The organism is Geothrix sp. 21YS21S-2, assembly GCF_030846775.1.
In the GTDB taxonomy this organism is placed as follows: domain Bacteria; phylum Acidobacteriota; class Holophagae; order Holophagales; family Holophagaceae; genus Mesoterricola.
Genome location: NZ_CP132910.1, coordinates 593,643 through 620,031 on the forward strand (window position 1 = coordinate 593,643; position 26,389 = coordinate 620,031).

Consider the following 26,389-nt stretch of genomic DNA (forward strand, 5'->3'; position numbering starts at 1 on the left):
TTTCCGAGGTATGACATGCCCTTCACGCGCAACGAGTTCCTGAAGACCCTGGGCGCAGGGGCCCTGGCAGTGGCCAGCGGCGGCCTTGCCCTCCCTGCCGCCTCCGCCTCCCGCGCGCTCACGGAAGCCCGGAAGGTCACGGGGCGGATGAAGATCAAGGACGTGGAAGTCTACTGCTTCGATCTGAAGTTCAACCAGCCATTCAAGATCGCCTTTGATGTCATCGAGGGCACCCAGGGGGTCCTGATCCGGATCCTCACGGATTCCGGGCTGGTGGGCCTGGGCGAGTCCAGCCCCCTCCAGTCGGTCACGGGCGACAACCAGGCCACCAACCTTGATGTGGCCCGCCACCTGCGCGACCTGCTCAAGGGCAGGGACCCCCTGGCCATCGAGGGCGCCCAGAAGGTGTTCGGCGGCTACCTCCATTCGAACCCCAGCATCATCGCGGCCTTCGATATGGCCCTCTACGACCTGCTCGGCAAAGCCGCAGGCCTCCCCTTGTTCCGGCTGCTGGGCGGGGACCAGACGTCCTTCGAGACCGATTGGACCACGGGCCTGGGCACCCCGGAGAAGATGGCCCAGGATGTGCGCGACCACCTCGCCAAGGGCTTCAGGATCCACAAGGTCAAGCTGGGGACGGAACCCGATCCGGACGTCGCCAGGCTCCAGGCCATCCGGGACGCCGTGGGCTACGACTGCACCATCCGCATCGATGCCAACCAGGGGTACTCCGTCCCCCAGGCCGTACAGGCCTTGCGGCGCATGGAGAAGTTCAACATCCAGTGCTGCGAGCAGCCCCTGGCGGCCTCGGACCTCGAGGGCCTGCGCCATGTTCGCAACGCCAGCCCGATCCCGATCATGGCGGACGAGGCCCTCTTCTCACCCCATGACGCCCTCGCGCTGATCCGCGCCCAGGCGTGCGACTACTTCAACATCAAGCTCATGAAATCCGGCGGCATCAGCAACGCCCTCAGGATCTCCTGGATCGCGGAGGCCGCCGGCATCCCCTGCATGGTCGGGTGCATGGCCGAGAGCCGCCTCGGCCTGACAGCCGCGGCCCATGTCCACGCGGCGCGCCAGAACATAACCTTCGCCGATCTCGATGCCTTCCTGGAATTCGGGGATGATCCGGTCATCGACGGAATGACGGTCCGCCAAGGCGTCGTCACCCTGCCGGAGAAACCCGGGTTGGGTGCCGACATCGATCCGGCGTTCCTGAAGCGGATGAAGCGAGTTTGAGGCCCATGGACCTGGGGGAGGGGTTCGGCTGCTCCGCCGAGGCGTGGCCGGAGGCCTACGGCCTGCCGCTCCACGTCACGTTCCTTCCCCCGGTCCGGAACAACCTGCGGGACTTCGCCCGGGTTTTCCGCGACCTGTATCCCCAAGGCTCGATCCGCTACGCCGTGAAGGCCTCGGGCCATCCGGCGCTGCTGGCTGCGGTGGCGCAGGACGGGGCAGGGGCCGACGCCGCCTCGCCCTTCGAGGTCCGCTGCGCCCTGCAGGCCGGAATCCCCGCCCAGGCCGTGAACGTCAACGGGAACGCAAAGGACGACGGGCTCATCGGGGAGGCCGTGGCCCAGGACATGCTGCTGGTGGCCGACTCTGTGGAGGAACTGGCCCAGGTGGAGGCTGTGGCCCGCAGTCAGGGACGCCAGGCGCGCCTGCTCCTGAGGCTCTCGGGCTTCGCCCTGGGGGAGGTGACGGGGGCCAGCATCCTCACGAGCGGCACCTGGTCGAAATTCGGCATCCAGATCAACGAGATCCAGGATCTGCTGGAAAACCTCTCCGCTTTCCCATCGCTTCGTTTCCTGGGACTCCACGCCCACATCGGCTCCCAGGTGACGCGCCCGGAACCCTATCTCGCGGTGCTGGGACGCATGGTGGAACTGGCCCGGGCCCTGAAGGCCCGGACGGGGAGATGTTCCATCCTGAACCTGGGGGGCGGCTTTCCCGTCAACTACCTTGACCGGCCGGCCTGGGACACCCTGCTCCGGCGCCTCGCCGCCCAGGACGGCTTCGGCTGGAATGGGGCCACGGGAGGTCTGCGCGCGGGCGCGGACGGCGTCCTGGATGCCTCCCGCTGGCACGGAACCGCCTTCCACAGCCCCTGGCCCAAGGCGGCGATGCTGCGGGCGATCCTCCAGGGTCAGGTCCAGGTGGAGGGCCGGGCTCTGGGCACCCTCGAGGCGCTGGCGTCCCTGGAGGGACCGGAACTGATGGTGGAGCCGGGGCGCAGCATCGTGGAGGACGCGGGGATCACCCTCTGCACGGTCTCCCAGGTCCGGCGCGTCGCGTCGGCCCACAACCTTGTGGCCGTGGAGATGGGCATCACGAGCCATGCGGACGCCCTCCTGGAAGGGGGGGCCAATCGGTGGCACCTTCTGGGGGGACCGGCCGAGTCCGAACCCTTCGAGACCTTCATCGCCGGCAACCTCTGCTTCTCTGGAGATCTGCTCACTCCCTTCAAGACGAGCCTGCACCGCCGCCCCCGTCGCGGCGACACCCTGGTCGTCCGGGACACGGGAGCCTATTCCGGCCACTTCATGGCCAGCAACGCGAATGCGTTTCCGCGTCCGGCCCGGATCCTTGTGGATGGGGACGGGAAGGTCACCGTCATGAAGCTCCGGGATCGATTCCAGGACCTCTTCAATCAATAAGGCTACCATCGAACGTATGAGTCTCCCCAACTCCTTGAATCCAGGCCGGCCCAGTCCGGCGCCTCCCACGGGGCCCCCGAACCGGGGACCCCTGCCGCACGCCCTCCCTGACGTCACGCCCTTGTTTGCCGGCCAATCCGCATTCGAGGAACTCTTCGACCAGCAGCCCAACACTGTCTTCGCAATCAAGGATCTCGGCGGCCGGTATGTGGGCGTCAACCAGGCCCTGGTGGCCCGGGTGGGCCTCAAGAACAAGTCCGAACTCTACGGCCGGACGGTTTGGGACATCTACCCCAAGGCCCTCGCTGCGATCTTCGAGGCCCAGGACCAGCTCGTCATGCAATCCGGGAAATCCTTCATCAACCACCTGGAGCTGGATTGGTACTCCTTCCGCCGGCCGGGGTGGTGCCTCATGACGAAGATCCCCTTGATGGACCAGGGGAGGAAGATCGTCGGACTGGTCGCGACCAGCCGCGTCCTTCTGGCCCCGGGTGAACACGTGGAGATTCCTCCGACCCTAGCCGAGGCTCTCAATCACCTCGAGTGCCATTTCGACGAGCCCATCTCCCCGCTGAACCTCTCGGCGCGCTGCGGCATCGCTCCGGTCCGTTTCGCGCGGCTCATCAAGAGGATCTTCCGGGTCACGCCCAGCCAGCTCATCAACCAGGTGCGCCTCACCGAGGCGACCCGCCAGCTGAGGGACACGGACCAGAACATCGCCGAGATCGCCCAGAACTGCGGCTTCTATGACCACAGCGCCCTGACCCGCGCCTTCCGCTCCGTTACCGGGGTCACGCCTTCCCATATGCGGGCCATCTCGAAGCGGATGAAGTCCTAGTCAGCGCACCGGCTGGGGGGTCGGGATGGTCGGGGGCGCGCTGCCCTTGTACCACTCGCCGTTCACCACGTAGGTGTCCGCGGCCAGGTCGTCGCCGCCCACCTGCATGTCCACGCCCAGGCACACCAGGAGGTAGCCGTCGAGCTTGGAGCTGAACACCTGGGCCACGCGGCCCCGGCGGTCCTTGACGTCCATGATCGGGGAGGTCACGTAGGGCCGGTAGAAGAAGGGGTGCTTCCAGGGGGTCTCGGGCATCTGCTCCAGGTACTCGGGCACCAGGGCGGAGAGGAACCGCGGGTACTCGCCGTGGTTGCCCTTGTAGCGCGTGAGGGCGTCCGAGATGCGCTTCATGGTGCCGTGGAGCTGCCGGGTGCGGTCCCGCAGGTCCTGCCGGAGCAGGGCCTCCAGGGTGAAGAGGTCCTTGGTGGCCTGCTGGCCCTTGGGGGACTCGGGGTACTGGGAGGCCAGCTGCTTCATGAGGCTCTGGGCCTCCTGGTTCCGCCCTTGCCGGTTGAGTTCTATGGCTTCTTCATACAATTTTTCCGGAAGGCGGGGATCCTCCGAGCCGCAGCCGGTTAGCAACACCGCCGCCAGGGCCAGGATCGATGCTCGCGGGAAGTCCATGGCGGAACCATAGCACCAACCCGACCTGGAATGAAGATTAGACTGGTCCCATGCGCCTACTCGCCCAGCACTCCCCCGGTTTCGATCCCTCCCGTCCCTGGCTCGACAAGGTCGTGGAGGTGAAAAGTGAAACCCGTTTGTTCCAGCACATACTCGTCCAGCGCAGCTCGCCCCACACGGACCGGGAACACGGCTTCACCCGGCTCCTGTGCCCGGACTGGGTGAACGTGGTGGCCTTCACCCGGGAGGGGGAACTGCTCCTGGTCGAGCAGTTCCGCCACGGGATCGGGGCGAGCACGCTGGAGGTGGTGGGAGGGGTCTGCGACCCCGGCGAGGATCCGGGCACCTCCGGACGGCGGGAGCTGCTGGAGGAGACCGGCCACGCCCCGGACCGCTGGATCAGCCTGGGCAGCTGCCTGCCCAACCCCGCCATCCAGGACAACCGCTGCCACTTCTTCCTGGCCCTGGGCTGCCGGCAGGAGGCTGCGCTGGACCTGGATCCCTCCGAGGAACTCCGGGTATGGGCCGTGCCCTGGGTGGAGGCCGAGGCGATGCTGAGGGACGGCCGCATCGAGCATGCGCTGGTGCAGGTGGCCCTTCTGCGCATGTTCCTGTGGGAGGGGTGGGAGGACCTCAAGAGGGACCTAAATCGTCACGGGGATGCTACATTGGAGGATCACGGAGGGGTTGATGGCCAGTGATTGTTCGTTCGATGTTGTCTCCAAGGTGGACATGGACGAGGTGAAGAACGCCGTCACGCAGGCCATGAAGGAGATCGGCCAGCGCTTCGATTTCAAGGGTTCCATCTCCAAGATCGACCTGAAGGAGGAAGGGGTCCTCGTCCTGGCCAGCGACGACGAGGTGCGCCTCAAGGCCGTGGTGGACGTGCTCCAGAGCAAGCTGGTCAAGCGCGGCGTGAGCATCCGGGCCATGGAGTTCGGCAAGGTGGAACCCGCCACCAAGGGCACCTGCCGCCAGGAGGTCAAGATCCTCCAGGGCATCCCCTCCGAAAAGGCCAAGGGCCTGGTGAAGGTCCTCAAGGACGCCAAGGTCAAGGTGCAGGCCTCCATCCAGGGCGACCAGCTGCGGGTCTCGGGCAAGAACCGGGACGACCTGCAGGAGGCCATCGCCCTCTTCAAGAAGAACGACCAGGGGCTCGATCTCCAGTTCACGAACTACCGGAACTGAACGATGGCCCGCATCGACCTGCTGCGCTATTTCCTGCCCATCTCCGGCAAGCTGGCCGAGGTGGAGGAGGAACTGCAGCGCAAGCTCAAGTCCGATGTGGCCGTGATCAGCAGGCTGGCCGAGCACGTGGGCTCGGGCAAGGGCAAGCGCCTGCGGCCGGCCCTGGTGCTCCTGGGCAGCCGCCTCTGCGGCGTCGAATCCAGCGAGGACGTGCGGTTCGCCGTGGTCTTCGAACTGGTCCACACCGCAACCCTCATCCACGACGACGTCATCGACCACGCCCAGACCCGCCGGGCCAGGCCGACCCTCAACTCGCTCTGGGGCAACACCCTCACCGTGCTCTTCGGGGACCTCCTCTACCTGCACTCCATGTCCTCGGCCATCGCCGGCAGGTCCTTCCGCATGCTGGAGATCATGGCCGACGTCACCACGCGCATGATCGAGGGCGAGCTCATCCAGAACGACTGCCTTTTCAACCTGGACACCACCCGCAAGGACTACTTCGACATCCAGGAGCGCAAGACGGCCCTCCTCTTCGCCGGCTGCACCGAGACCGGCGCCGTGCTGGCGAAGCGCCCCGAGGCCGACTGCGAGGCCCTGCGCCGCTACGGCCTGGAGATCGGCAGGGCCTTCCAGCTGGTGGACGACCTCCTGGACTACACCTCCACCGAGGCCGAGATGGGCAAGCCGGTCTTCTCGGACCTGCGGGAAGGCAAGCTGACCCTCCCCATGCTCACCCTCATGGAGCGGGCCCCCCTGGAGGCCCGGCCCATCATCGCCCGCATCTGGGAGAACGGCGAGAAGGTCCCCATCGCGCCCGCCGACGAGAAGTCCCTGCGCGATCTCCTGGAGCGCCACGAGGCGCTCTCCGAGACGCGCGACCTGGCCCGCCGCGCCTCGGAGGCCGCGACCGCGGCGCTGGAGAAGGTGGAGGGGCACGCGGGCACCAAGCGGCTCCTGCTGGACATCCCGGACATCCTGCTGGCCCGGAGCAGCTGATTTCCCTCCTCGGCGAACCTCGGCTACCTCGGCGATGCCTTTCTTTCCTCGATCCCGCGGCGCAAAAAAAAGATGCGCCGGAGAGGGCTGAAACAGAATGCATCGCCGAGGAGGCCGGGGGGCCGAGGTTCGCCGAGGAAGGCTAGGCCAGCCTGTCAGCCCTGCTGCGCCTCGTGGGCCCGCAGATCCCACTCGATGCCGGCCCGCTTCAGGGCGTTCATGTACGATTCCTTGTCGGGGCACTTCATGTACCCTTCCTTGGCCTCGATCTGCTTGGCCAGGATCATTTCCACCAGGGCGTCGTTCATGAGCTTCTGGCCGTAGGCGCGGCCCGTCTGCATGGCGCTGGGGATCTGGAAGTTCTTGCCTTCGCGGATGAGGTTGGAGATGGCCGGCGTGATGAAGAGGGTCTCCAGGGCGGCGGTGCGGCCCCCGCCGATGCGCTTGAGCAGGGCCTGGCTGATGACGCACTTCAGGGCGTCGGCGAGCATCACCCGGATCTGCTGCTGGCGGTCCGCGGGGAACTGGTCCACGATGCGGTCCACGGTGCCGATGGCGCTGGAGGTGTGCAGGGTGCCGAAGACCAGGTGACCGGTGATGGCCGTCTCGAGGGCGATGGAGATGGTCTCCAGGTCCCGCATCTCCCCCACCATGACGATGTCGGGGTCCTCGCGCAGGGCGGCCCTCAGGCCCGACTTGAACGACTCGGTGTGGGTGCCCACCTCCCGCTGGTTCACCAGGCAGCGCTTGCGGGCGTGCACAAACTCGATGGGATCCTCGATGGTGAGGATATGGTCGTCGCGCTGCTTGTTGGCGAGGTCGATGATGGCGGCCAGGGTGGTGGACTTGCCCGAGCCGGTGGGGCCGGTGACGAGCACCAGGCCCTTGTTGAGGCCCGCCAGGCGCCGGACGGGGTCGGGCAGGCCCAGCCTGTCCGGGTCCGGGATCTCGTTGGGAATGACCCGGCACACCATCCCGGGCCCCACCCGGTCCATGAAGTAGTTCACCCGCAGGCGGCAGCCGCCGGCCTCGAAGGGGTAGGCGAAGTCGGCGTCGCTCTTCTCGGCGAACTGCCGCCACGCGGCCACGGGCGCCAGGGCCTCCATGATCTCCATGATCTGGGTGGGGCCCAGGATCCCGAAGTCCGTGAGGTCCTCCAGGTCCCCGTGAACCCGGGCGATGGGCGCCTCGAAGGAGCTGAGGTGGAGGTCGGATCCCTTGCGCTCCAGGAGGGCCCGGAACATCGCCTCCGCCATGGGGTGGGTGCCGTAGATGGGCTGGGCGCGGGTTCCGCCCTTCTGGCCCGGGGGCGGGGCCGCGGGGACCGGGAGGGGCGCCGTGACCGGCGCGGCCGGCGGGTTCGTTCGCCGGGGCAGGGGCTGGGTTTCCGTGGCGGCGCCCCGGGAGGGCTCGGCGGTGATCCGGGTGCCCTGGGGTCCGCGGCTCACCAGGACGCGGTACAGTTCCCCGCCGGCCTCGTGGTCGAAGTAGGCCTCGCCGGTGGCGGCCAGCGCGGCCTCCTTGGCGGTGGGCACGACCTCCTTGGCTAGGGCCTCGACCATGGACGGGGGCAGGGGGTTGGCCAGGAGCGGCATCTCCACCCCCCCGGCCATTTCCAGGATGGGCGGGGCGTTGGGTTCCAGGCGGAGCCGGTGGCCGCCCCGCGGGGTGATGTGGGCCAGCAGTCGGTCCAACTGGGGCATGGCGGGCTCCGTGGGGCCCCCCCAGTCTAGCCGAATCCGGCTCCGGACTCGTTGATACAAAGACCCAGGATCCGGCTACACTAGGCGATCCGCAACCCGCGCCATGCTCCAGGAGACCTGATGAACATTCACGAATACCAGGCCAAGGAACTACTAAGGCAGTACGGCGTCGCCACGCCTGGAGGCAGGGTGGCCCGGGACGCGGCCGAAGCCGCCGCCATCACGAAGGAGATGGGCGGGAAGAGCGTCGTGAAGGCGCAGATCCACGCCGGCGGCCGCGGCAAGGGCGGCGGCGTCAAGTTCGCCAAGACCCCAGAGGAGGCCGCCGAGCTCTTCACGAAGATGAACGGGATGAATCTGGTCACGAAGCAGACCGGCGCCGAGGGCCGCACGGTCCACACCGTCTTCCTCTCCGACCCCGTGGACATCGCCCGGGAGCTGTACTTGAGCTTCCTGGTGGACCGCGCCACCGGCCGGGTCACGGCCCTGGCCTCCACCGAGGGCGGCGTCGAGATCGAGGAGGTCGCCGAGCACTCCCCCGAGAAGATCGTGAAGATCGCCGTGGATCCCGCGCTGGGACTCTCCGGCCACCAGGCCCGGGAACTGGCCTTCGCGCTGGGCCTGGAGGGCGACAGCTGGAAGAAGGGCGCCGCGTTCTTCCAGAACCTGTACCGCCTCTTCGTGGAGAAGGACTGCTCCATGGTCGAGATCAACCCCCTGGTGGTCACCGTGCAGGGCGACGTCTGCGCCCTGGACGCCAAGATCGCCTTCGACGACAACGCGCTGTTCCGCCACCCGGAGATCGTGGCCTACCGCGACCTCGACGAGGAGGCCCATGCCGAGATCGAGGCCTCGAAGTTCGGCCTGAACTTCATCAAGCTCGACGGCAGCATCGGCTGCATGGTCAACGGCGCCGGACTCGCCATGGCCACCATGGACATCATCCAGCACCACGGCTCGAGCCCGGCCAATTTCCTGGACGTCGGGGGCGGAGCCTCCGAGGAGGCCGTGAAGAACGCCTTCCGCATCATCCTCCAGGACCCCGGCGTCAAGGCCGTGCTGGTCAACATCTTCGGCGGCATCATGCGCTGCGACATCGTGGCCGCGGGCGTGGTGAACGCAGCCAAGGACATCGGCGTGACGATCCCCGTGGTGGTGCGCCTCGAGGGCACCAACGTCGAGCAGGGCAAGAAGATCCTTTCCGAGAGCGGGCTGCGCATCCAGGTGGCCGCCAACCTCGACGACGCGGCGCGCAAGGTCGTGGCCTCCATCCAATGAGCGCTGCCGATCCCAAGGCCGAGTACGAGGCCAAGTGGGCCGAGTACCAGTCCGTGATGCACCGGGGAGCCTGGCGCATCGGGTGGGGCTTCTTCTACGTCACCGTGGGCTTCCTGCCCATGATGTGGCTCTTCATCTGGATCGTGGGCGCGGGCAACTGGGAGAAGACGACCTTCCACGCCCCGCTCCTCATGTGGATCGCCGTGCCGCTCAACCTGGCGGTGGTGGCGGCCCTCGTGCTGCAGCTGTACCGCAGGAACCTGGAGCTCGACGCCGTCAAGCGCCAGTACCTCACCGAGCTCCGCGCCCTCAAGTCGCGGCTGCCGGACTCCCGCATCCCCGCGTCCCGGCCCGCGCCGGGGCCGGATCCCGACTCCTTCCGCGACGACGCCTGAACCCCTTCTTCCGAGGTCAACCATGTCCATCCTTCTCGGCAATTCCACGCGCTTGATCGTCCAGGGCATCACCGGCCGGGAAGGCCTCTTCCACGCCAAGGGCTGCCGGGACTACGGCACCCAGGTGGTGGGCGGCGTCACGCCCGGCAAGGGCGGCACCGAGGTGGACGGCTTCCCCGTCTTCAACACCGTGAAGGACGCCCGCAAGGCCACGGGCGCCAACGCCACCATGATCTTCGTGCCGCCCCCCGCGGCCGCCGACGCCATCCTCGAGGCCCTGGACGCGGGCATCGAGCTCATCGTCTGCATCACCGAGGGCATTCCCGTGCAGGACATGGTCAAGGTGAACCGGGTGCTGGCCGAGCACCCCGGCCAGCGCCTCGTGGGGCCCAACTGCCCCGGCGTCATCACCCCCGGCCAGGCCAAGATCGGCATCATGCCCGGGCGCATCCACCTGGCCGGCCACGTGGGCATCATCAGCCGCTCCGGCACCCTGGCCTACGAGGCCGTGGGCCAGCTCACGGCCCTGGGCATCGGGCAGAGCACCTGCGTGGGCATCGGCGGCGATCCCATCAACGGCACCAACTTCATCGACTGCCTCAAGCTCTTCCAGGCCGACCCCGACACCCACGCCATCGTGATGGTGGGCGAGATCGGCGGCAACGCCGAGGAGGAGGCCGCCGCCTACGTCAAGGCCAACGTCACCAAGCCCGTGGTGGCCTTCATCGCGGGCCAGACCGCCCCTCCGGGCCGGCGCATGGGCCATGCCGGCGCCATCATCAGCGGCGGCAAGGGCACCGCCAAGGAGAAGATGGCCGCCCTGGAGGCCGCGGGCATCACCGTGGTGGTGAGCCCCGCCGACATGGGCAAGGCCATGGCCCAGCGCCTGGCGGCCAAGGCCTGATGCGGGCGCTTGCGCTGGCCCTCGCGGGCACGGTCGCCTGGAGCCAGACCCCCAGCCGTTGCGACGACTTCACCCGGCTCCCCGGCCTGGCCTGGGAGGACGCCACGACCTTGGCCCGGGCCCCGGGTTCCTGGGTCGCCTCCGACTGGCAGGCCCTGGGCCTGGGCGCCGCGGCCGTGGTGGGCACCGCCCTCCTCCTGGACACGACCCTGGACGATGCCTCGCGGCGCAACCGCACCGACTCCCGGGACAGGCTCTTCAAGAACCTCTCCCAGCCCGGCGGCACCGGCGGCCTCGTCCTCATGGGCGCGGGCTACCTGGGCTTCACCCTTCTCGGCAAGGAGGAGGCCCGCTCGGTCGTCGTGGACATGGGCGTGGCCACCGTGCTGGCCCAGGTGGCGATCCTGCCGCTGAAGGTCGGCCTCGGCCGGACTCGGCCCGCGGAGGAGAAGGGCACGCACGATTTCCATCCCCTCTCCCACCAGAATGCCTTTCCTTCCGGTCACGCGACCCAGGCCTTCGCCATGGCCTCGGTGCTGTCCATGCGTTCGGCCGAGCCATGGGTGGGCTGGTGCGCCTACGGCGTCGCCGGCCTGGTGGGGGCCTCCCGCCTCGGCACCCGGGATCACTTCGCCTCGGATGTGGTAGCCGGCGCCCTGGTGGGCACCGTCATGGGCCGAGCCGTCGTGCGGGTGAACCAGGGGATCCGCTCCCGGGCCGGCCGCGCGGAGTTCAACGTCACACCGGCTTTTTCCCCCGGCTTCAAGGGCCTCACGCTCACCGCGCGGTTCTGACCCGGGCCTTCGGGTATACTTCTGTCCATGTCCACAATCGCATTGGTTCTTCATGACCCGGCCGCCAGCCGGGTGCGGGGGATCTGGTCGCTGCTGGAAGCGGAGTTCGGCCTGTCAGGGGTCCACAAGGTCCCCTTTCCCCATGTCACCCTCCTCGCCTTCGACCAGCTGACCCACCACGACGTCAAGGATCTCCTGGAGCGGGTCTCCCAGTCCATGCCCCCCTTCATGCTGGAGACCAGCGGCATCGGCCTGTTCGGCGCTCCGGCCCGGATCCTCTACGCCCCCGTTGTGAAGACCCCCGTCCTGTTCGAGCTGCACCAGGCCGTCTGCGCCGAGCTCACGAAGCGGGGCGGCCAGATCCCGCCCCTGTACCACCCCGAGCGCTGGGTGCCCCACGTCACCCTGGCCCAGGGGGATGCCGCCAGGGGCACCTACGGCCAGGCCGTGGACCTGGTCCTGCAGCAGGACCTGCGGCTCTCCTTCGAGGTGCGCAACCTCACGCTGTTCGACTGGATCGGCCCCCGCTACGAGCCCTGCGACCGGTTCCCCCTGATGGGACGGCCGGCGGCGGCCGGCGAGCCTTGAAGCCAGGGCGCTGGGCGCCGCGCCTGACCGTGTCTCTTCTCGTTGCCGGCGTGGCTTTCGCCCTTCTGGGCTTGTGGGCCGCCTTCGCCGCCGCGCGGGGCCTTCCGGGCGAACACGACAACCCTTTCTGGATCCTCCTGCCGGTGGCCCCCATCTTCCTGATCCTGGGGTATCGCCTGCGGGACCGTGGCCAACGCTACACCCGGGCGACCCATGACCTCATCGACCGGGCCCGGGACGGGGACCCGGAGGCCTGCTTCCAGCTGGCTGCCCAGTATCTGGGGGGCGAGGCCGATCTCCACCGGGATGATGCGTCCGGGCGGCATTGGCTGGAGCGGGCGGTCGATGCGGGACACCCGAAGGCGATGATCCGGCTGGCCGGGATGCTCAGGGAAGGGCAGGGCGGCGGGAAGGACCCGCTCCGGGCTCAGGCCCTGCTGGAGCGGGCCCGCCTCATGGAAAGGCCGAAAGCAGGTCCGATTCGAACAGGTCCAGCCGGCTGAGGGTTTCGCTGTAGACGTGCGAGACAATGGCGAGCCCCCGCTTTCCGAAGCGCAGCATGCGCATGGAGGCGTTGGACGCGCCGGGAAGGGACAGGAACCCGAGCTGGGTGCCGGTGGCCAGGTTGTTGAACGTCACCAGCGTGTTGCCCGTGGAGGTCTCCTGGCGGACCCCGACCAGGCGGTTGGTGGCGGCATCGGGCAGGAGCTGATTGGCGTGGCAGGTGCGACCTGCCAGGCCGACTCCTAACCCGGTCAGGACCTCGTCTCGATCCAGTTCACGTTGTGGCGGGCCAGATCCTTCCGGATGAACTCCCAGCACCCCTCCACCTTGCCCACGTATTCCGGCGGCGCGATGCCCTTGCGGGTGAACAGCCCCGCCGCCACCAGGCGCACCGTGGCGGTGCAGGAGTAGCCGGTGGACCGCGCCATGGAGGTGATCTTCGTCTCCCGGTCGTAGCGGTCCAGCAGGTCCCACACGTGGTGCTCGGGCTTCCCGTCCTTCATGCCGTCGACGATGACGCGCATGACGGTGAAGTCCTCGTCGTTCTCCTCCATCTGCCACATGGGGAAGAGGAGCCGGGTGGTGAGGTCCATGGGGGCCACCTTCACGCCGCCCACGTCGATGGGCTCCAGGCCGAAGAACCCGGCTTCCCTCAGCATGCGCATCTTTTCGATGTGGCCGGGGTAGCGCAGGGTCTTCTCCTTCTTGAAGGGGGCGTCCACGGTGTGGATGAGGGAGCGCAGGCCGTCGGTGTTGAAGGCCTCCAGGGTGCCCACGCCGGGGAAGTCCATGAGCTCGGGCTCGCTGAGGGCGGGCATCACGATCTCCTTGCCGTGGGCCACGTAGCGGGCGGGGCGGGTGTACTCCTCCACCACGTCCACCGGGCTGAAGCCGGCCTTGTACTCGAAGGGCCAGGTGCGGATGGCGGGGAGGCCGCCCACGTAGCACTCGAAGTTGCTGATGGAGTCCAGGCGCCGCTGCAGGTCGCCCACGATGAAGTTGTCGCAGCCCGGGGCCACGCCGGCGTCCATGATCGCGATGAGCCCCTTCTCCTTGGCCAGGCCGTCCAGGAGGAAGGGGTCCTCGGGGAAGAAGGAGATGTCGACGATGGGCTTGCCGGCCTCCAGCACGGTCTTCATGGTCCGGAAGCCCATGAAGCCGGGCACGGCGCCCACCACCAGGTCCGCGCCCTGGATGGCCGCGGTCACTTCGGCGGGCCGGGAGAGGTCGCGGGCGGTGACCTTGAGGCCCTTGGACGAAAGCCGCGCCAGGGCCTTTTCCGAGAGATCGGCCACGGTGACGTCGAACTCCCCGTCCCGGGCGAGGTCAAGGGCCATGGTCGCGCCGACGCGGCCGGCGCCGAGCACGCAAATATTCTTCATATGAAGCCCTCCCGTAATATTTTTTTCGTAAATCCATACTACCTCAAGGGAATGAAGGCTTTTGCCAAATTTTAATGATGTGGTCACACCGGTTGGAGGGACCGGTCCACGGCGGTCTGTGTCTCTGCCCGCCCAAGCGAAGGGCGGACGCGAGACCCGTAGTATCCTTCAGGCATGAACGAGCTCGTCACAGCCCACCTGGACCATCGGCGCAGCTGGCAGGACTTCGACTACTGCTACCCGGTCATCTCCCGCCGCAGCAAGGGCGTGAGCCTCGGCGTGAACCTGAACCCCGACAAGGTGTGCAACTTCGATTGCGTCTACTGCGAAGTGGACCGCGCCACGCCGGCCCGGCGCAGGGATGTGGACCTGGACCAGCTGGAGCGCGAGATGGAGGTGCTGCTGGACCTCACGCAATCCGGCGAGCTCTTCGCCACGCCCCCCTTCCACACCGCCGACGAACGCCACCGGCGCCTGAACGACATCGCCTTCTCCGGGGACGGCGAGCCCACGACCCTGCGCGAGTTCCCCCGGGCCGTGGAGCGCATCGCCGCCCTGAAGGCCCGCAAGGGCCTCCAGGACGTGAAGCTGGTCCTCATCACCGATTCCTCGCGGCTCCAGGCGCCCGAGATCGTCGAGGGGCTGGGCCTCCTGATGGCCAACAACGGCGAGATCTGGGCCAAGCTGGACGCCGGGACGGAAGCCTACTACCGGGAGGTGAACCGCTCCAAGGTGCCCTTCTCACGCATCCTGGACAACCTGGGGGCCACCGCGGAACGCTGGCCCATCGTGATCCAGACCCTCTTCCTGGAATGGCGGGGCAAGGGCCCCTCCGACGGCGAGGTGGAGGCCTACCTGCAGTGCCTGCGGACCGTGCGGGAACGGGGAACCCTCCAGGCCATCCAGCTCTACACCGTGGCGCGCCCCACGCCCGAGCCCGAGGCCAGGCCCCTGCCGGCCCGCGACCTGGACCTGCTGGCTGCCAAGGTGATGGACGGAGTGCCAGGCCTGCCGGTGGAGGTCTTCTACGGTCCCGCCTAGACTGCTCCTGGCCGGTCTCCTGGCCCTGACCCTGGGGAGCCGCGCCCCGGTGGCCCCGGGCACGCCCGACGGCCGCCTTGCCGAGGAACTGGCGCGCGTGGAGCTGGTGGCGGTGGGGGACATCCTCATGCACCAGGACGTCAAGACCTCCGCCGTCCAGGCGGGGAGCCTTACCGAGCTCTGGAAGGAGGTCACGCCCCTCTTCAAACAGGCGGACATCGCCTTCGCCAACCTGGAGACCCCCATCGCCCCGAGGACCGGCCGCCCCGGCCGCCCCTTCCAGTTCAACGCCCCCGAGGACCTGCCCGCCGCCCTCAAGGCTTCCGGCCTCACCATCGTCTCCACCGCCAACAACCACGCCTTCGACCAGGGGCCCAAAGGCTTGGCGGAAACCCTCGAGCGCCTGGAGGCCGCCGGCCTCCCCGCCGTGGGCAGCGGACCCACCCGGGCCCTGGCCGAGGCGCCGCGGATCCTGGAGGTGAAGGGCCTGAGGATCGCCTTCCTGGCCTTCACGGACATCTTCAACGTCAACCTCAACCAGAAGGCCGCAAGCCCCTGGGTGCGCTCCCTCGACCCCGCCGAAGCCGAAAGGGCCGTGGCCGCCGCCCGGGCCCAGTCCGACGCCGTGGTGGTGAGCATCCACTGGGGTGCCGAATACCTCCACGCGCCCCTGCCGCGCCAGAAGGACGTGGCCCGGCGCCTGGCCCGGGCCGGTGCCGACCTCATCCTGGGCCACCACCCCCACGTGCTCCAGGCCGTGGAGGTGCTGGAGACCGGCCCCCGCCGCACCGTCGTGGCCTATTCGCTGGGCAACTTCATCTCCAACCAGGACCGCATGTACCGGGCCGACCTCTTCCCCGTGGCCGGGGGCGACAGCCGGGACGGCGTCCTGTTCCGCTGCCGGTTCGTGAAGCTCAAGCTTGCGGACGGCTCCGAGCCGGTGCGGGTTGAGGACGCACGCTGCGAGCCCCTGTGGACCCGCAACAACTGGCAGGAGCGCAACGCGGGGAAGACCAAGGTCCGCTCCATCGAGGTGATTCCCCTCAGCACGACGCTGGCCCAGGCCGAAGGCGAGCTGGACCGCCTGCGGGCCGCTGAGCCGATGGACAAGGCGAAGGTGGTGGAGCAGCAGGAATACCTCCGCACCCTCTACCTGCGCCGGGCCCGGGCCGCGGAGATCCTCGGGGCGGCGGTCGTGGTGGGCGGGAGGCCGTGAGCGGACGCCGTTAGTGCTTGACCGCTCCCGCCTGCTCCACGTAGGCCGGCCCCCCGTTGCGGCTGATGTAGAAGCGCGCAGCGTTCTCGGCCGCCACCAGGGTGAGCCCGCCCTTGCGGGCCAGGACCAGGGCCTGGTCCAGGGGCAGCTTCTCGTCCAGGACGAAGTAGGTCAGCAGCGAGGCCGAGGCCCGGTTGCCGTTGAAGCAGTGCAGGATCGCGCCCTTCTTCAGGTCGATGGCCTTGATCGCCCTGCGGACGGCGTCGAACTCCTCGTCCTCGAACTGGGGGGTGACGGGGGAGTGCGCGTAGGTCAGGCCCATGCCCTCCACGGCGACCCGCTCGGTGGCGGGCAGCGAAAGCGCCTCCTTCTCCGGGCGGAGATGGAGCACCGTCTGGATCCCCAGCTTCTTGAGCCCGGACAGGGTCTCGTAGGTCATGAGCCCACCCGTGTACAGGCCGGGGCGGACCTCGTTGACCTTGAAGGAGGGTTGGGGCGCCTGCGCAGGCGCCGGCTTGGCCTGGGGTGCGGGGGCGGCCTGAAGGAGTGCGCTGAGGAGCAACACGGGCAACATGGGACCTCCTAGGTATATTTACGTTTAAGCATATACAAAAACGTTCACACAATAGAATTCTTATTTAACGATTTCATTCGACAGGCCTCCGGCGCAGTGGCGGCCGAACGCCAGAAGCCCGGCGGTACACGAACACCCCCGGTCGTCCGCCAAAGCGGACGGCCGGGGGTGTCGGTCCGCCGGGGCTAGAATCCGCCCGTGGCGCTTTCGGGACGGTAGGTGATGCTGGCCTTGATGTAGTCGCGGTTCATGCGGGCGATGTTGTCGAGGGTGATGCCCTTGGGGCAGGCGGCCTCGCACTCGCCGTGGTTGGTGCAGGTGCCGAAGCCCTCCGCGTCCATCTGGTTCACCATGGCCCGGGCGCGGGTGTAGCGTTCGGGCTGGCCCTGGGGGAGCAGGGCGAGGTGGCTGATCTTGGCGGCCACGAAGAGCATGGCGCTGGCGTTGGGGCAGGCCGCGACGCAGGCGCCGCACCCGATGCAGGCGGCGGCGTCCATGGCCAGGTCGGCGTTCTCCTTGGCCACGGGCAGGGCGTTGGCGTCGCAGCAGCTGCCGGTGGGGACGCTGATGAAGCCGCCCTTGGCGATGATGCGGTCGAAGGCGGAGCGGTCCACCATCAGGTCCTTGATCACCGGGAACGCGTCGGCGCGCACCGGCTCGATGGTGATGTCGTCGCCGTCCTGGAAGCTGCGCATGTGCAGCTGGCAGGTGGTGGTGCGTTCCTTGGGTCCGTGGGGGCGGCCGTTGATGACGAGGTTGCAGGCGCCGCAGATGCCCTCGCGGCAGTCATGGTCGACGACGATGGGCTCCTCGCCCTTGTGGATGAGGTCCTCGTTGACCACGTCGAGCATTTCCAGGAAGGACATCTCGGTGGAGACCTTCTTGGCCTCGAGATCCTGGAAGTGGCCCTTGTCCGCGGCGTTCTTCTGGCGCCATACGTGCAGCTTGACGTTGATGTGCTTTTCCATGGCCTGCCTTCCTTACTTGTAGCTGCGGGTAGCGAGGTGGACGTTTTCGAACTGGAGCTCTTCCACGTGGCGCTTGGGGGCGTTCCCGTCGCCGGTGTACTCCCAGCCCGCCACATGGCAGAAGTTCTCGTCGTCGCGCAGGGCCTCGCCGTCCGGAGTCTGCCATTCCTCGCGGAAGTGGCCGCCGCAGGACTCGCGGCGCTCCAGGGCGTCCAGGCACATGAGCTCGCCCAGTTCGATGAAGTCGGCGACGCGCCCGGCCAGTTCCAGCGACTGGTTCACGTCCGCCATGCTGCCGGGGACCTTCAGGTTCTTCCAGAACCGCTCCTTGAGGGCGGGGATCTCCTGGAGGGCCTTCTTGAGGCTGGCCTCGGTGCGGCCCATGCCGCAGTTCTCCCACATGATCTTCCCGAGCGCGCGGTGCAGCTCGGTGGGGGTCTCCTTGCCGTTGACGGACAGGAGCCTGTTGTTCTTGGCGCGCACGGATTCCTCGGCGGCCTTGGCCGCGGGGTGGTCCGTGGTGATGCGCGAGCCGGGCTTGATCGTGGCCAGGTAGCCGCCGATGGTGGCGGGGAGGACGAAGTAGCCGTCGGCGAGGCCCTGCATGAGGGCCGAGGCCCCCAGGCGGTTGGCGCCGTGGTCGGAGAAGTTGGCCTCGCCCATGCAGAAGAGGCCCGGGATCGTGGTCATGAGGTTGTAGTCCACCCACAGGCCGCCCATGGTGTAGTGGCTGGCGGGGTAGATGCGCATGGGCACCTTGTAGGGGTCTTCGCCCGTGATGCGCTCGTACATCTCGAAGAGGTTGCCGTACTTCTCGCGGATCTTGTTCTCGCCCAGGCGCTTGGTGGCGTCGCTGAAGTCCAGGTAGACGCCCAGGCCCGTGTCGCCCACGCCCCGGCCTTCGTCGCAGACCTGCTTGGCGGCGCGGCTGGAGATGTCGCGGGGGGCGAGGTTGCCGTACGAGGGGTACTTGCGCTCGAGGTAGTAGTCGCGCTCGTCCTCGGGGATGTCGCCCGGGGCGCGCTTGTCGCCCTGCTTCTTGGGCACCCAGATGCGGCCGTCGTTGCGAAGGCTCTCGGACATGAGGGTCAGCTTGGACTGGTGGTCGCCGGTGACGGGGATGCAGGTGGGGTGGATCTGCGTGTAGCAGGGGTTGGCGAAGGCCGCGCCCTTCTGGTAGGCGCGCCAGATGGCCGTGGTGTTGCAGCCCTTGGCGTAGGTGGCCAGGTAGAAGACGTTGCCGTAGCCGCCGGTGCCGAGAGCCACCGCGTCGGCCACATGGCTTTCGATCTTGCCCGTGACCATGTCGCGGGTGACGATGCCCTTGGCCACGCCGTCGACCACGATGACTTCCTGCATCTCGTGCCGGGTGTACATCTTCACGGTGCCCAGGCCGATCTGGCGCTCCAGGGACTGGTAGGCGCCCAGCAGCAGCTGCTGCCCCGTCTGCCCACGGGCGTAGAACGTGCGGCTCACCTGGGCGCCGCCGAAGCTGCGGTTGTCCAGGAGCCCGCCGTATTCGCGGGCGAAGGGCACGCCCTGGCCCACGCACTGGTCGATGATGTTCACCGACACCTGGGCGAGGCGGTAGACGTTGGCCTCGCGGGCGCGGAAGTCGCCGCCCTTGACGGTGTCGTAGAAGAGGCGGAAGGTGCTGTCGCCGTCGTTGTGGTAGTTCTTGGAGGCGTTGATGCCGCCCTGCGCGGCGATGGAGTGGGCGCGGCGCGGGCTGTCCTGGTAGCAGAAGCAGTGCACGTCGTAGCCCAGCTCGGCCAGGGACGCGGCGGCGGCCGCGCCGGCGAGGCCTGAGCCCACGATGATGATCTTGTACCTGCGCTTGTTGGTGGGGTTGACCAGCTTCAGGTCGAAGCGGTATTTGTCCCACTGGTCGGCGATGGGTCCGGTCGGGCAGTTCGATTTCAGTTCCATGGTCATGCCTTCTACAGGTGGATGATGCCGGTGAGGACGGCGATGGGGAACGAAATGTTGACGGCGGCCACCAGGGTGGCCATCACGTAGGCGAACCTGCGGCGCAGGCGGTCGTAGCGCGGATGGGACCAGCCGAGCGTCTGCGTCAGGCTCCACACGCCGTGCCACATGTGGAAGCCCAGGCAGAGCTGGGCCACGATGTAGAACGCGGAGGCCAGCGGAGCCTGGAAGCCGGTGACGAAGTTCTTGTAGGGATTGGCGGGGTCGAAGCTGGGATGCACCGTGCCGGTGGTGAGGTGCAGCAGGTGGTAGATGATGAAGATCCCGAGGATCACGCCGGTCCAGCGCATGGTGCGCGACGCGAAGGTGGCGGCCTGGACCTGGGTGGCGCGGTAGCCCACGGGGCGCGCGGCCATGTTGGAGAGGGTGAGGCTCAGCGCGGCCCAGCCGTGGAGGACCACGGCCACGAGCATCACGCCCCGGAAGACCCAGATGCCCATGCCGTGGATCATGGTGTGGAGGAACTCCGCATAGTGGTTCATGGGCGCCTCGCCCATGTAGGCCTGCAGGTTCCCCAGCATGTGCACCGTGACGAAGCCGAAGAGCATGATGCCGGTAACGGCCATCACCACCTTCTTCCCCACGGATGAGTCCAGGAAGCCTGGACTGGTCTTGGCGGCACCGGCCAGGCTGGGTTCAGCAACGGACATGGGTACTCCTTCCTTCCGCAATAACGGATGCGGCGCATCCGGCGATTGTTGGGGTGATTTCAGCGAGACTGGCAAACATGATCACGTGGAGGCGCTTAGTATGCTCCAGGATTTTCGATTCTCAAACCGATTACGGAGCCAATGCTCTTTATTGCGCCGATCGCCTTGTTTTTCAAGGATGATTCGATAGAAAATAATCGAATAAAGGGGCCTCTTCGCGACCCCGGTTCCCGCCGATCGGTTCCCGCCGGCGGAGGGCGTCTTGTCCGTCCCCAGGCACGCCACCGCGCCTCAATGGAAAACGCCGCCCGGAGGCGGCGTTTTCACGGAGTTGAAAAGACCTACTTCATGTCCTCCTCGGCGATGAGGCCGGGGGTTTCCTGCTTGCTCTTGATGATCGACCAGACGATGGCGGCGATGCAGATCGCGGCGCCGATGATGCCGCCGATCTTGTTGCCGTCGAGCTGCCCGGCCACGGGGAAGAGCGTGTACTTCATCAGCACGCCCAGGGTGAGCAGGCTGACCATGTTCATGACCTTGATCAGGGGGTTGATGGCCGGGCCAGCGGTGTCCTTGAGGGGATCGCCCACGGTGTCGCCCGTGACGGAGGCCTTGTGGGCCTCACTGCCCTTGCCGCCGTAGAGGCCGTCCTCGATCATCTTCTTCGCGTTGTCCCAGGCGCCGCCGGCATTGGCCATGAAGACCGCCAGCAGCTGGCCGACCAGGATCATGCCCGCCAGGAAGCCGCCCAGGGCGTAGGGGCCCAGGAGAAGGCCGACGAGCAGGGGGGCGGTGATGGCCAGGAGGCCGGGACCCACCAGTTCCTTCTGGGCGGTGTTGGTGCAGATGTCGACCACGCGGCCGTAGTCGGGCTTCTTGGTGCCGGCCCAGATCTCGGCGTCGCGGAACTGCGCGCGGCACTCGATGACGATGTGGTAGGCGGCCCGGCCGACGGCGCGGATGAGCTGGCTGCTGAACAGGAAGGGAACGCAGCCGCCGATGAGCAGCCCGATGAAGACCTTGGGCTCGGCCACGGAGAGGAACCCGGCCTGGTCGTGGTACTGGCCGAGGGTCATCTTGCTGATGTTGGCTTCCGAGCCCACCGCTATGACCGCGATGAAGCTGGAGAAGAGGGACACGGCCGCGATGACGGCGGAGCCGATGGCGATGCCCTTGGTTTCGGCCTTCGTGGTGTTGCCCACGGCGTCGAGGTCGGCGAGGATCTGCCGGGCGCGCTTGTAGGAGCCGGGCTTCTCCTTCTCCATCTGTTCCTTCTCGTAGCCCATCTCGCCGATGCCGTTGGCGTTGTCGGCGACGGGGCCGAAGACGTCCATGGAGATGGTGTTGCCCGTGAGGGTCAGCATGCCGATGCCGGTCATGGCCACGCCGTAGGCCACGAACATCGGCGGGGCGCCGTGGTAGGTGAGCACGGAGAGGAAGATGGCGACGACGATGACGACCATCATGGCGACGGTGGACTCATAGCCCAGCGCGAAGCCTTCGATGATGTTGGTGGCGTGGCCGGTGGTGCAGGCGCGGGCCAGGCTCTTCACCGGGGCGTGGGTGGTGTGCGTGTAGTAGCTGGTCACCTTGTTCAGGGCCACGGCCAGGAACACGCCGATGAGGCAGGTGATGGCCGGGCGCATGTCCAGGTCGGGCACGCCGAAGTTGAACCACACGGCGAGGTTCTTGGGGTCGTTGCCGGGGAAGCCGGCCGCGGCCAGGGCGTTGTTGCTCAGGTACTGGGGGGTGAAGTGCAGGTAGAAGTAGCCGAGGATGAAGAAGCCGGCCACGGAGATCAGCGAGCCGATCCAGAAGCCGCGGTGCACGCTCTTCAGGGCGGTGTCGGAGGTGTCCTCGCTGCCGGCCTTGACGGTGTAGGTGGAGATGATCGAGCCCAGCACGCCGATGCCGCGCACCAGCAGGGGGAAGATGACGCCCTTGTGGCCGAAGGAGGCCATGCCCAGGATCATGGCGGCCACGATGGTCACTTCGTAGCTCTCGAAGATGTCGGCGGCCATGCCGGCGCAGTCGCCCACGTTGTCGCCCACGTTGTCGGCGATGGTGGCGGCGTTGCGCGGATCGTCCTCGGGGATGTCCTTCTCGATCTTGCCGACCAGGTCGGCGCCCACGTCGGCGGCCTTGGTGTAGATGCCGCCGCCCACGCGCATGAACAGCGCGAGCAGCGTGCCGCCGAAGCCGAAGCCCAGCAGGGCCTCGTAGGCGTGCACGCCGTAGATGATGAAGATCATCGTGCCGCCCAGGAGGCCGAGGCCGTCCGTGAGCATGCCGGTGACGGTGCCGGTGCGGTAGCCGAGCTGCATGGCCTCGCCGTAGCTGTGGCGTGCGGCGGCGGCGACGCGCAGGTTGCCGGTGGTGGCCAGGCGCATGCCCACGAAGCCCACGGCCCAGCTGAACAGGGAGCCCATGAGGAAGGCGCCGGCGCGGCCGAAGGCGAAGTGCTTGTCGGCGACCGTGAACCACAGGACCACGGTGATGACGACGATGAGGGGCCCGATCTTCTTGAACTGGGCGGCGAGGTAGGCGTTGGAGCCCTCGCGCACGGCGGCGGCCACCTCCTGCATCTTGGGGGTGCCCTCGTCGGCGGCGTTGACCTGCCTCATGAGCAGGAGCGCGTAGAGCAGGCCGATGACGGCGATGCCCAGGACGAACATCAGGCCGATGCGCTCGGCGCTGGTGAACTCGTTGCTGACCTTGTTGAAGAGGGCGAAATACTCGAACTTGGCGCCCTCCGTCTCGGCGGCCACGGCGGCGGGGGCCGCGACCTGGCCCCAGGCATAGGCCAGGGCGAAGAAGCACATCATGACGCCCAGGTAGATCCGGCGCGTCAGCGGTGTGAGCTTGAGTTTGTCCATCCAGGCTCGAAGCATGGATACTCCTATGAAAAAAAGTGAAACAGAGCCCAGCCCGGAGGCCGGGGAGCTAAAGGAAGGGATTCCGTGGCAGAAACGTGGGAAGGGTATTCGGCCCAAGCCTATCACCACCCCCCCCAAAGTCAATCAGGGAGTGACATCCGGCGAGACGGGGCGCGGCTTTCGGCTTTATGCATTACCCTGGTAGGACATAGTTATTACAAGAGGTCCCCCATGTCCCGACTCTGCCCCTGCGAATCCAAGCGGACCTATGACCGCTGCTGCGAGCCCTACCTCCTGGGCAAGGCCTTCCCCGAGACGGCCGAGAAGCTCATGCGAAGCCGTTTCTCCGCCTACGCCATGGTCCGGGCCGACTACCTGGTGGCCACCACCAGCGAGGAGGAGCGCGCCAAGATCGACCAGGACGAGCTGGAGCGCTACTGCCGGGCCGTCAAGTGCATCTCCCTGCGCATCCTCGAGACCGAGCGGGGCGGAAAGGACGACGAGACCGGGGTGGTCGTCTTCCACGCCAAGCTCCTGATCAACGGCAAGCGGATGCTGCACCGGGAGCGGAGCCGGTTCGTGAGGGAGGCCGGGAAGTGGGCCTACGTGGACGGCGACACGAACTAGGGGGCAATACGGTCGGTAAAGCTTGACCAGGCGGCGAGGAACACCCTCGGATGGCCAGGGATTGGCGATCGCCATCGCCTTCATCCCGCGCATCTGCGTTCATCGCTGTTCCGCAGGGCGGATGCTGGGATGGGTCGACTTTGACAGTAAACGGGGCCAGGACCCATGCCTGCGTTGGCCCTGCGGAACAGGGATGAACGCAGATGCGCGGGATAAAAGGGGATAGGTCCTCTTACGACTTGCTCCCTCATTCCTGCTCAGGGGTTCTCGGGGTTTGCCGGCAGTCCCCGGTCAGAGATTGGCCTTCAGGAACTCCCACATCCCGGCGTACATCTCCCACTGGTTCTGGGCCGCCCTCGGGCTGTGGTCGGAGCCGGGCATCAGCACCAGGGGCGCGGTGAAGCCCGCCTTGCCGAGGGCGTCCAGGAACTGCACTGAGTTCTGCAGATGGACGTTGCTGTCCATCGTTCCGTGGAGGAGCATGACCTTGCCGCCCAGGTCGCCGGCCGCGCGGATCGCGCTGGAGGCGTCGTAGCCGGCCGCGTTGTCCCTGGGCAGGCCCATGTAGCGCTCGGTGTAGACGCAGTCGTAGAGCCGCCAGTCCGTGACGGGGGCGCCGATGATGCCCAACTTCCAGGCCTTGCTGTGGGTCAGGGCGTAGGCGGCCAGGAAGCCCCCGTAGCTGTAGCCGTGCAGGGCGACGCGATCCATGTCGGCCCAGCCCTGGGCCTTGAGCCAGGCCAGGCCGTCCAGCTGGTCCTGGAGCTCCAGGGCGCCCAGGTTGCGCCACGCGCCGAAGGCGGCGTTGCCCTTGCCGGAGGCGCTGCGGTTGTCGCAGATCCAGGTGACGATGCCCTGCTGGGCCAGGAACTGGTACCAGAGCGATGTGCGGCTGTAGGCGTTCTTCACCAGGGGGGCGTTGGGGCCCCCGTACACGTAGTGGAAGACGGGGTACTTCTTCGAGGGGTCGAAGCCGGGGGGCAGGACAAGCATGGTCTCCATGGGGAACCCGTCCCGGGTCTTCACCTGCTGGAAGACCACCCGGGCCTTGGGGAGCGCCTTGAAGGCGTTCGAAGTCCGGCTCTCAACCTTGTGGAGGACGGCGCCTTCCGCGTCCAGGAAGAGGTCCTGGGGCGGGGTTTCCACGTCGCTCCAGCGGTCAACGGCGGCGGTGAAGGTGGCGTTGAAGGACACGGAATGGGAGCCCGGGGCCTGGGTGAGCAGGCGCATGCGGTCGTTCACGCCCCCCAGGCCGGCCCGGTACACGTCCAGGCCCACCGCGTTGCGCAGGGTGGCCTCGAAGTAGACGTTGGAGGCGTCGGCCCCCAGGATCCGGTGCACGTCCCAGGCGCCCTGGGTGACGGTGGAGAGCAGGCGCCCCTGGGGGTCGTACAGGTAGAGGTGCTGGAAGCCGCTGCGGCCCGACCGCCAAAGGAAGCGCCCGTCCTTCAGGAAGTGGGGCAGGGGGAGATGCTCGACCCAGGCCCGGCTCCGCTCCACCACCAGCGGCCTGCTGGCGGTGCCCTCGAAGACGCGGCACTCCAGCCAGGACTGGATGCGGTCGGTGAAGTGCACCAGGAGGCGGCCCGAAGGATCGAAGCCCACCTGGGGGACCAGGGTTTCCTGGCCGGGGAAGGGATCCTGCATCCAGGTGGTCTGGCCGTCCAGGGTGGCCAGGCCCACCCGCACCGTGGGAAGGGGGTCGCCGGCCTTGGGGTAGCGGGTGTCCACGCGCTTCTGGGGCTGGGTGCGGTCGTCCATGACGGTGAAGACCGGCACGTGGCTCTCGTCCAGGCTCAGATAGGCGATGTGCCTGGAATCCGGGGACCACCAGTAGCCCTTGAAGTTGCCCCGCTGGTTGAAGACCTCCTCCTGGTAGACCCAGTCCAGGCGTCCGTTGAGGTGGGTGGCGTCGCCGCCGGAAGTGATGGCGGCCTCCTTGCCGGTGGCCAGTTCCACGGCGCGGATGTCGGACCCGTCCAGGAAGGCGACCCAGGCTCCGTCGGGGCTGAAGGAGGGGGTGTCCCCCGCGCCCAGGCGCCGGGCCCTGCCCGAGGCCAGTTCCAGGAGGTAGAGGTCCCGCGCCCCCTTCACCACGAAGGCATCCCGGTTCGCGTTCCAGGTGAGCCCGCCGCCCGCGGCCTCCTTCTGGTCCTCGGCGTCGGCTCCGGCCGCGGCCAGGGCCGCCGCCAGCTGCGCGCGGTCCAGGAGCCTCGATCCGGCGAAGGTCCCGGGCTGGATGCGGTTGATGGCGGCCAGGGAGCCCTTTTCGGTGCGTTCCTCCAGGAGGGTCCCGTCGGGACGCCACACATAGCGCGAGCCCAGGGCCTCCACATAGGAGACCTTGTGCGCGGGATGGTAAAGGCTATCGATGGAGAGCTTGGCCCCGTCCTGGGCGGCGTGGGCCAGGACGGTGGCAAGGGCGAACGAGACTTTCCACATGGACACTCCGGTTGATGGTTAAGCGTAGCCGTAACCTCCCTTGAATGTGCATGGGTCAAGAATGAGAGCGTGTCTCAACATCATGACCATGGTCACGTAAACACTTGCAGGTATTGCGCATGGAGGTCCCTGAACCGAACCTTGGGTTGCGA

The 26,389-nt window shown here is 67.6% G+C and carries 25 protein-coding genes; 15 read left to right on the forward strand and 10 right to left on the reverse strand.

Annotated features, from left to right (window positions below):
- Positions 1 to 15: 15 nt before the first annotated feature.
- The 3 genes from RAH40_RS02680 (at position 16) to RAH40_RS02690 (ending at position 3,495) form a co-directional block, all read left to right on the forward strand.
- Complete coding sequence (locus tag RAH40_RS02680; protein WP_306600528.1) at positions 16 to 1,239, forward strand: mandelate racemase/muconate lactonizing enzyme family protein; 1,224 nt, start codon at positions 16 to 18, stop codon at positions 1,237 to 1,239.
- A gap of 5 nt (positions 1,240 to 1,244) precedes the next feature.
- Positions 1,245 to 2,657: an alanine racemase gene (locus RAH40_RS02685; RefSeq protein ID WP_306602276.1), complete on the forward strand. Its 1,413-nt coding sequence runs from the start codon at positions 1,245 to 1,247 to the stop codon at positions 2,655 to 2,657.
- Positions 2,658 to 2,778: 121 nt separating this feature from the next.
- The gene (locus tag RAH40_RS02690) at positions 2,779 to 3,495 is read left to right on the forward strand and encodes an AraC family transcriptional regulator (RefSeq protein ID WP_306600529.1); all 717 of its coding nucleotides are present in this window, start codon (positions 2,779 to 2,781) and stop codon (positions 3,493 to 3,495) included.
- On the opposite strand, the gene RAH40_RS02695 is transcribed toward RAH40_RS02690, so the two are convergent.
- A complete protein-coding gene (locus RAH40_RS02695) occupies positions 3,496 to 4,119 on the reverse strand; it encodes a hypothetical protein (protein WP_306600531.1) in 624 nt (207 codons plus the stop codon).
- Between the two features lie 50 nt (positions 4,120 to 4,169).
- Between RAH40_RS02695 and RAH40_RS02700 the strand changes: the two genes are divergently transcribed.
- Genes RAH40_RS02700 through RAH40_RS02710 form a run of 3 tightly spaced genes read left to right on the forward strand, consistent with a single transcriptional unit; the run spans position 4,170 to position 6,306 of the window.
- Positions 4,170 to 4,820: an NUDIX hydrolase gene (locus RAH40_RS02700; RefSeq protein WP_306600532.1), complete on the forward strand. Its 651-nt coding sequence runs from the start codon at positions 4,170 to 4,172 to the stop codon at positions 4,818 to 4,820.
- Complete coding sequence (locus RAH40_RS02705; RefSeq protein ID WP_306600533.1) at positions 4,810 to 5,307, forward strand: YajQ family cyclic di-GMP-binding protein; 498 nt, start codon at positions 4,810 to 4,812, stop codon at positions 5,305 to 5,307. The genes RAH40_RS02700 and RAH40_RS02705 overlap by 11 nt, the downstream gene beginning before the upstream one ends.
- A 3-nt stretch (positions 5,308 to 5,310) precedes the next feature.
- Positions 5,311 to 6,306: a polyprenyl synthetase family protein gene (locus tag RAH40_RS02710; protein ID WP_306600534.1), complete on the forward strand. Its 996-nt coding sequence runs from the start codon at positions 5,311 to 5,313 to the stop codon at positions 6,304 to 6,306.
- A gap of 155 nt (positions 6,307 to 6,461) precedes the next feature.
- On the opposite strand, the gene RAH40_RS02715 is transcribed toward RAH40_RS02710, so the two are convergent.
- Positions 6,462 to 8,009, reverse strand: coding sequence for a type IV pilus twitching motility protein PilT (locus tag RAH40_RS02715; protein WP_306600535.1), 1,548 nt, complete (start codon positions 8,007 to 8,009; stop codon positions 6,462 to 6,464).
- A 120-nt stretch (positions 8,010 to 8,129) separates the two neighbouring features.
- On the opposite strand from RAH40_RS02715, the gene sucC reads away from it, so the two are divergent.
- From sucC to RAH40_RS02745, 6 genes are read left to right on the forward strand one after another with little or no spacing between them, the layout of a single operon-like run.
- Positions 8,130 to 9,287, forward strand: a complete 1,158-nt coding sequence (sucC, locus tag RAH40_RS02720; protein WP_306600536.1) for an ADP-forming succinate--CoA ligase subunit beta — start codon at positions 8,130 to 8,132, stop codon at positions 9,285 to 9,287.
- A complete protein-coding gene (locus RAH40_RS02725; RefSeq protein WP_306600537.1) occupies positions 9,284 to 9,682 on the forward strand; it encodes a hypothetical protein in 399 nt (132 codons plus the stop codon). Before sucC ends, RAH40_RS02725 begins: the two co-directional genes overlap by 4 nt.
- Before the next feature lie 22 nt (positions 9,683 to 9,704).
- Positions 9,705 to 10,586, forward strand: a complete 882-nt coding sequence (gene sucD / locus RAH40_RS02730) for a succinate--CoA ligase subunit alpha (RefSeq protein WP_306600538.1) — start codon at positions 9,705 to 9,707, stop codon at positions 10,584 to 10,586.
- A complete protein-coding gene (locus RAH40_RS02735; RefSeq protein WP_306600539.1) occupies positions 10,586 to 11,380 on the forward strand; it encodes a phosphatase PAP2 family protein in 795 nt (264 codons plus the stop codon). Before sucD ends, RAH40_RS02735 begins: the two co-directional genes overlap by 1 nt.
- A 27-nt stretch (positions 11,381 to 11,407) precedes the next feature.
- A complete protein-coding gene (locus RAH40_RS02740; protein ID WP_306600540.1) occupies positions 11,408 to 11,968 on the forward strand; it encodes a 2'-5' RNA ligase family protein in 561 nt (186 codons plus the stop codon).
- Between the two features lie 50 nt (positions 11,969 to 12,018).
- Entirely contained in the window at positions 12,019 to 12,471 is a 453-nt protein-coding gene (locus RAH40_RS02745) for a tetratricopeptide repeat protein (RefSeq protein WP_306600541.1), read from the forward strand.
- Here RAH40_RS02745 and RAH40_RS02750 read toward each other — a convergent pair.
- Both RAH40_RS02750 and RAH40_RS02755 read right to left on the reverse strand, forming a co-directional pair.
- Positions 12,422 to 12,790 (reverse strand): hypothetical protein, encoded by a 369-nt coding sequence (locus RAH40_RS02750; protein WP_306600542.1) that lies wholly within the window; start codon positions 12,788 to 12,790, stop codon positions 12,422 to 12,424. The genes RAH40_RS02745 and RAH40_RS02750 overlap by 50 nt on opposite strands.
- Entirely contained in the window at positions 12,724 to 13,854 is a 1,131-nt protein-coding gene (locus tag RAH40_RS02755) for a saccharopine dehydrogenase family protein (RefSeq protein ID WP_306600543.1), read from the reverse strand. The genes RAH40_RS02750 and RAH40_RS02755 overlap by 67 nt, the downstream gene beginning before the upstream one ends.
- A gap of 174 nt (positions 13,855 to 14,028) precedes the next feature.
- Here RAH40_RS02755 and RAH40_RS02760 point away from each other — a divergent pair, with 174 nt between their 5' ends.
- Both RAH40_RS02760 and RAH40_RS02765 read left to right on the forward strand, forming a co-directional pair.
- The gene (locus RAH40_RS02760) at positions 14,029 to 14,895 is read left to right on the forward strand and encodes a radical SAM protein (RefSeq protein ID WP_306600544.1); all 867 of its coding nucleotides are present in this window, start codon (positions 14,029 to 14,031) and stop codon (positions 14,893 to 14,895) included.
- A 49-nt stretch (positions 14,896 to 14,944) separates the two neighbouring features.
- Positions 14,945 to 16,111 carry a CapA family protein gene (locus tag RAH40_RS02765; protein ID WP_306600545.1) on the forward strand — a complete coding sequence of 389 codons (1,167 nt, stop codon included), beginning with the start codon at positions 14,945 to 14,947 and terminating at the stop codon, positions 16,109 to 16,111.
- Positions 16,112 to 16,121: 10 nt separating this feature from the next.
- Here RAH40_RS02765 and RAH40_RS02770 read toward each other — a convergent pair whose 3' ends face one another.
- The 5 genes from RAH40_RS02770 to RAH40_RS02790 all read right to left on the reverse strand — a co-directional run bounded on the left by RAH40_RS02770 (position 16,122) and on the right by RAH40_RS02790 (position 23,183).
- Positions 16,122 to 16,685: a hypothetical protein gene (locus RAH40_RS02770; protein WP_306600546.1), complete on the reverse strand. Its 564-nt coding sequence runs from the start codon at positions 16,683 to 16,685 to the stop codon at positions 16,122 to 16,124.
- Between the two features lie 185 nt (positions 16,686 to 16,870).
- Complete coding sequence (locus tag RAH40_RS02775; protein WP_306600547.1) at positions 16,871 to 17,653, reverse strand: succinate dehydrogenase/fumarate reductase iron-sulfur subunit; 783 nt, start codon at positions 17,651 to 17,653, stop codon at positions 16,871 to 16,873.
- 12 nt (positions 17,654 to 17,665) lie between these two features.
- The gene (locus RAH40_RS02780) at positions 17,666 to 19,582 is read right to left on the reverse strand and encodes a fumarate reductase/succinate dehydrogenase flavoprotein subunit (RefSeq protein ID WP_306600548.1); all 1,917 of its coding nucleotides are present in this window, start codon (positions 19,580 to 19,582) and stop codon (positions 17,666 to 17,668) included.
- A gap of 11 nt (positions 19,583 to 19,593) precedes the next feature.
- Positions 19,594 to 20,292 (reverse strand): succinate dehydrogenase cytochrome b subunit, encoded by a 699-nt coding sequence (locus RAH40_RS02785; protein WP_306600549.1) that lies wholly within the window; start codon positions 20,290 to 20,292, stop codon positions 19,594 to 19,596.
- A 341-nt stretch (positions 20,293 to 20,633) separates the two neighbouring features.
- Positions 20,634 to 23,183 carry a sodium-translocating pyrophosphatase gene (locus RAH40_RS02790; protein ID WP_306600550.1) on the reverse strand — a complete coding sequence of 850 codons (2,550 nt, stop codon included), beginning with the start codon at positions 23,181 to 23,183 and terminating at the stop codon, positions 20,634 to 20,636.
- A gap of 216 nt (positions 23,184 to 23,399) precedes the next feature.
- On the opposite strand from RAH40_RS02790, the gene RAH40_RS02795 reads away from it, so the two are divergent.
- Complete coding sequence (locus tag RAH40_RS02795) at positions 23,400 to 23,795, forward strand: YchJ family protein (RefSeq protein ID WP_306600551.1); 396 nt, start codon at positions 23,400 to 23,402, stop codon at positions 23,793 to 23,795.
- A 291-nt stretch (positions 23,796 to 24,086) separates the two neighbouring features.
- Here the strand turns inward: RAH40_RS02795 and RAH40_RS02800 are convergent, their stop codons facing one another.
- Complete coding sequence (locus RAH40_RS02800) at positions 24,087 to 26,237, reverse strand: DPP IV N-terminal domain-containing protein (protein WP_306600552.1); 2,151 nt, start codon at positions 26,235 to 26,237, stop codon at positions 24,087 to 24,089.
- Positions 26,238 to 26,389: the final 152 nt, after the last annotated feature.

What these genes read in the sequence shown, in the direction of transcription:
- RAH40_RS02725 (WP_306600537.1), top strand. Translation starts at nt 9,284, where the DNA reads ATGAGCGCTGCCGATCCCAAGGCCGAGTACGAGGCCAAGTGGGCCGAG.
- RAH40_RS02740 (WP_306600540.1), top strand. Translation starts at nt 11,408, where the DNA reads ATGTCCACAATCGCATTGGTTCTTCATGACCCGGCCGCCAGCCGGGTG.
- RAH40_RS02775 (WP_306600547.1), bottom strand. Translation starts at nt 17,653, where the DNA reads ATGGAAAAGCACATCAACGTCAAGCTGCACGTATGGCGCCAGAAGAAC.
- RAH40_RS02800 (WP_306600552.1), bottom strand. Translation starts at nt 26,237, where the DNA reads ATGTGGAAAGTCTCGTTCGCCCTTGCCACCGTCCTGGCCCACGCCGCC.
- RAH40_RS02780 (WP_306600548.1), bottom strand. Translation starts at nt 19,582, where the DNA reads ATGGAACTGAAATCGAACTGCCCGACCGGACCCATCGCCGACCAGTGG.
- RAH40_RS02685 (WP_306602276.1), top strand. Translation starts at nt 1,245, where the DNA reads ATGGACCTGGGGGAGGGGTTCGGCTGCTCCGCCGAGGCGTGGCCGGAG.
- RAH40_RS02770 (WP_306600546.1), bottom strand. Translation starts at nt 16,685, where the DNA reads ATGTTGCCCGTGTTGCTCCTCAGCGCACTCCTTCAGGCCGCCCCCGCA.
- RAH40_RS02700 (WP_306600532.1), top strand. Translation starts at nt 4,170, where the DNA reads ATGCGCCTACTCGCCCAGCACTCCCCCGGTTTCGATCCCTCCCGTCCC.
- RAH40_RS02710 (WP_306600534.1), top strand. Translation starts at nt 5,311, where the DNA reads ATGGCCCGCATCGACCTGCTGCGCTATTTCCTGCCCATCTCCGGCAAG.
- RAH40_RS02795 (WP_306600551.1), top strand. Translation starts at nt 23,400, where the DNA reads ATGTCCCGACTCTGCCCCTGCGAATCCAAGCGGACCTATGACCGCTGC.
- RAH40_RS02760 (WP_306600544.1), top strand. Translation starts at nt 14,029, where the DNA reads ATGAACGAGCTCGTCACAGCCCACCTGGACCATCGGCGCAGCTGGCAG.
- RAH40_RS02785 (WP_306600549.1), bottom strand. Translation starts at nt 20,292, where the DNA reads ATGTCCGTTGCTGAACCCAGCCTGGCCGGTGCCGCCAAGACCAGTCCA.
- RAH40_RS02695 (WP_306600531.1), bottom strand. Translation starts at nt 4,119, where the DNA reads ATGGACTTCCCGCGAGCATCGATCCTGGCCCTGGCGGCGGTGTTGCTA.
- sucC (WP_306600536.1), top strand. Translation starts at nt 8,130, where the DNA reads ATGAACATTCACGAATACCAGGCCAAGGAACTACTAAGGCAGTACGGC.
- RAH40_RS02790 (WP_306600550.1), bottom strand. Translation starts at nt 23,183, where the DNA reads ATGCTTCGAGCCTGGATGGACAAACTCAAGCTCACACCGCTGACGCGC.
- sucD (WP_306600538.1), top strand. Translation starts at nt 9,705, where the DNA reads ATGTCCATCCTTCTCGGCAATTCCACGCGCTTGATCGTCCAGGGCATC.
- RAH40_RS02715 (WP_306600535.1), bottom strand. Translation starts at nt 8,009, where the DNA reads ATGCCCCAGTTGGACCGACTGCTGGCCCACATCACCCCGCGGGGCGGC.
- RAH40_RS02680 (WP_306600528.1), top strand. Translation starts at nt 16, where the DNA reads ATGCCCTTCACGCGCAACGAGTTCCTGAAGACCCTGGGCGCAGGGGCC.
- RAH40_RS02705 (WP_306600533.1), top strand. Translation starts at nt 4,810, where the DNA reads ATGGCCAGTGATTGTTCGTTCGATGTTGTCTCCAAGGTGGACATGGAC.
- RAH40_RS02755 (WP_306600543.1), bottom strand. Translation starts at nt 13,854, where the DNA reads ATGAAGAATATTTGCGTGCTCGGCGCCGGCCGCGTCGGCGCGACCATG.
- RAH40_RS02735 (WP_306600539.1), top strand. Translation starts at nt 10,586, where the DNA reads ATGCGGGCGCTTGCGCTGGCCCTCGCGGGCACGGTCGCCTGGAGCCAG.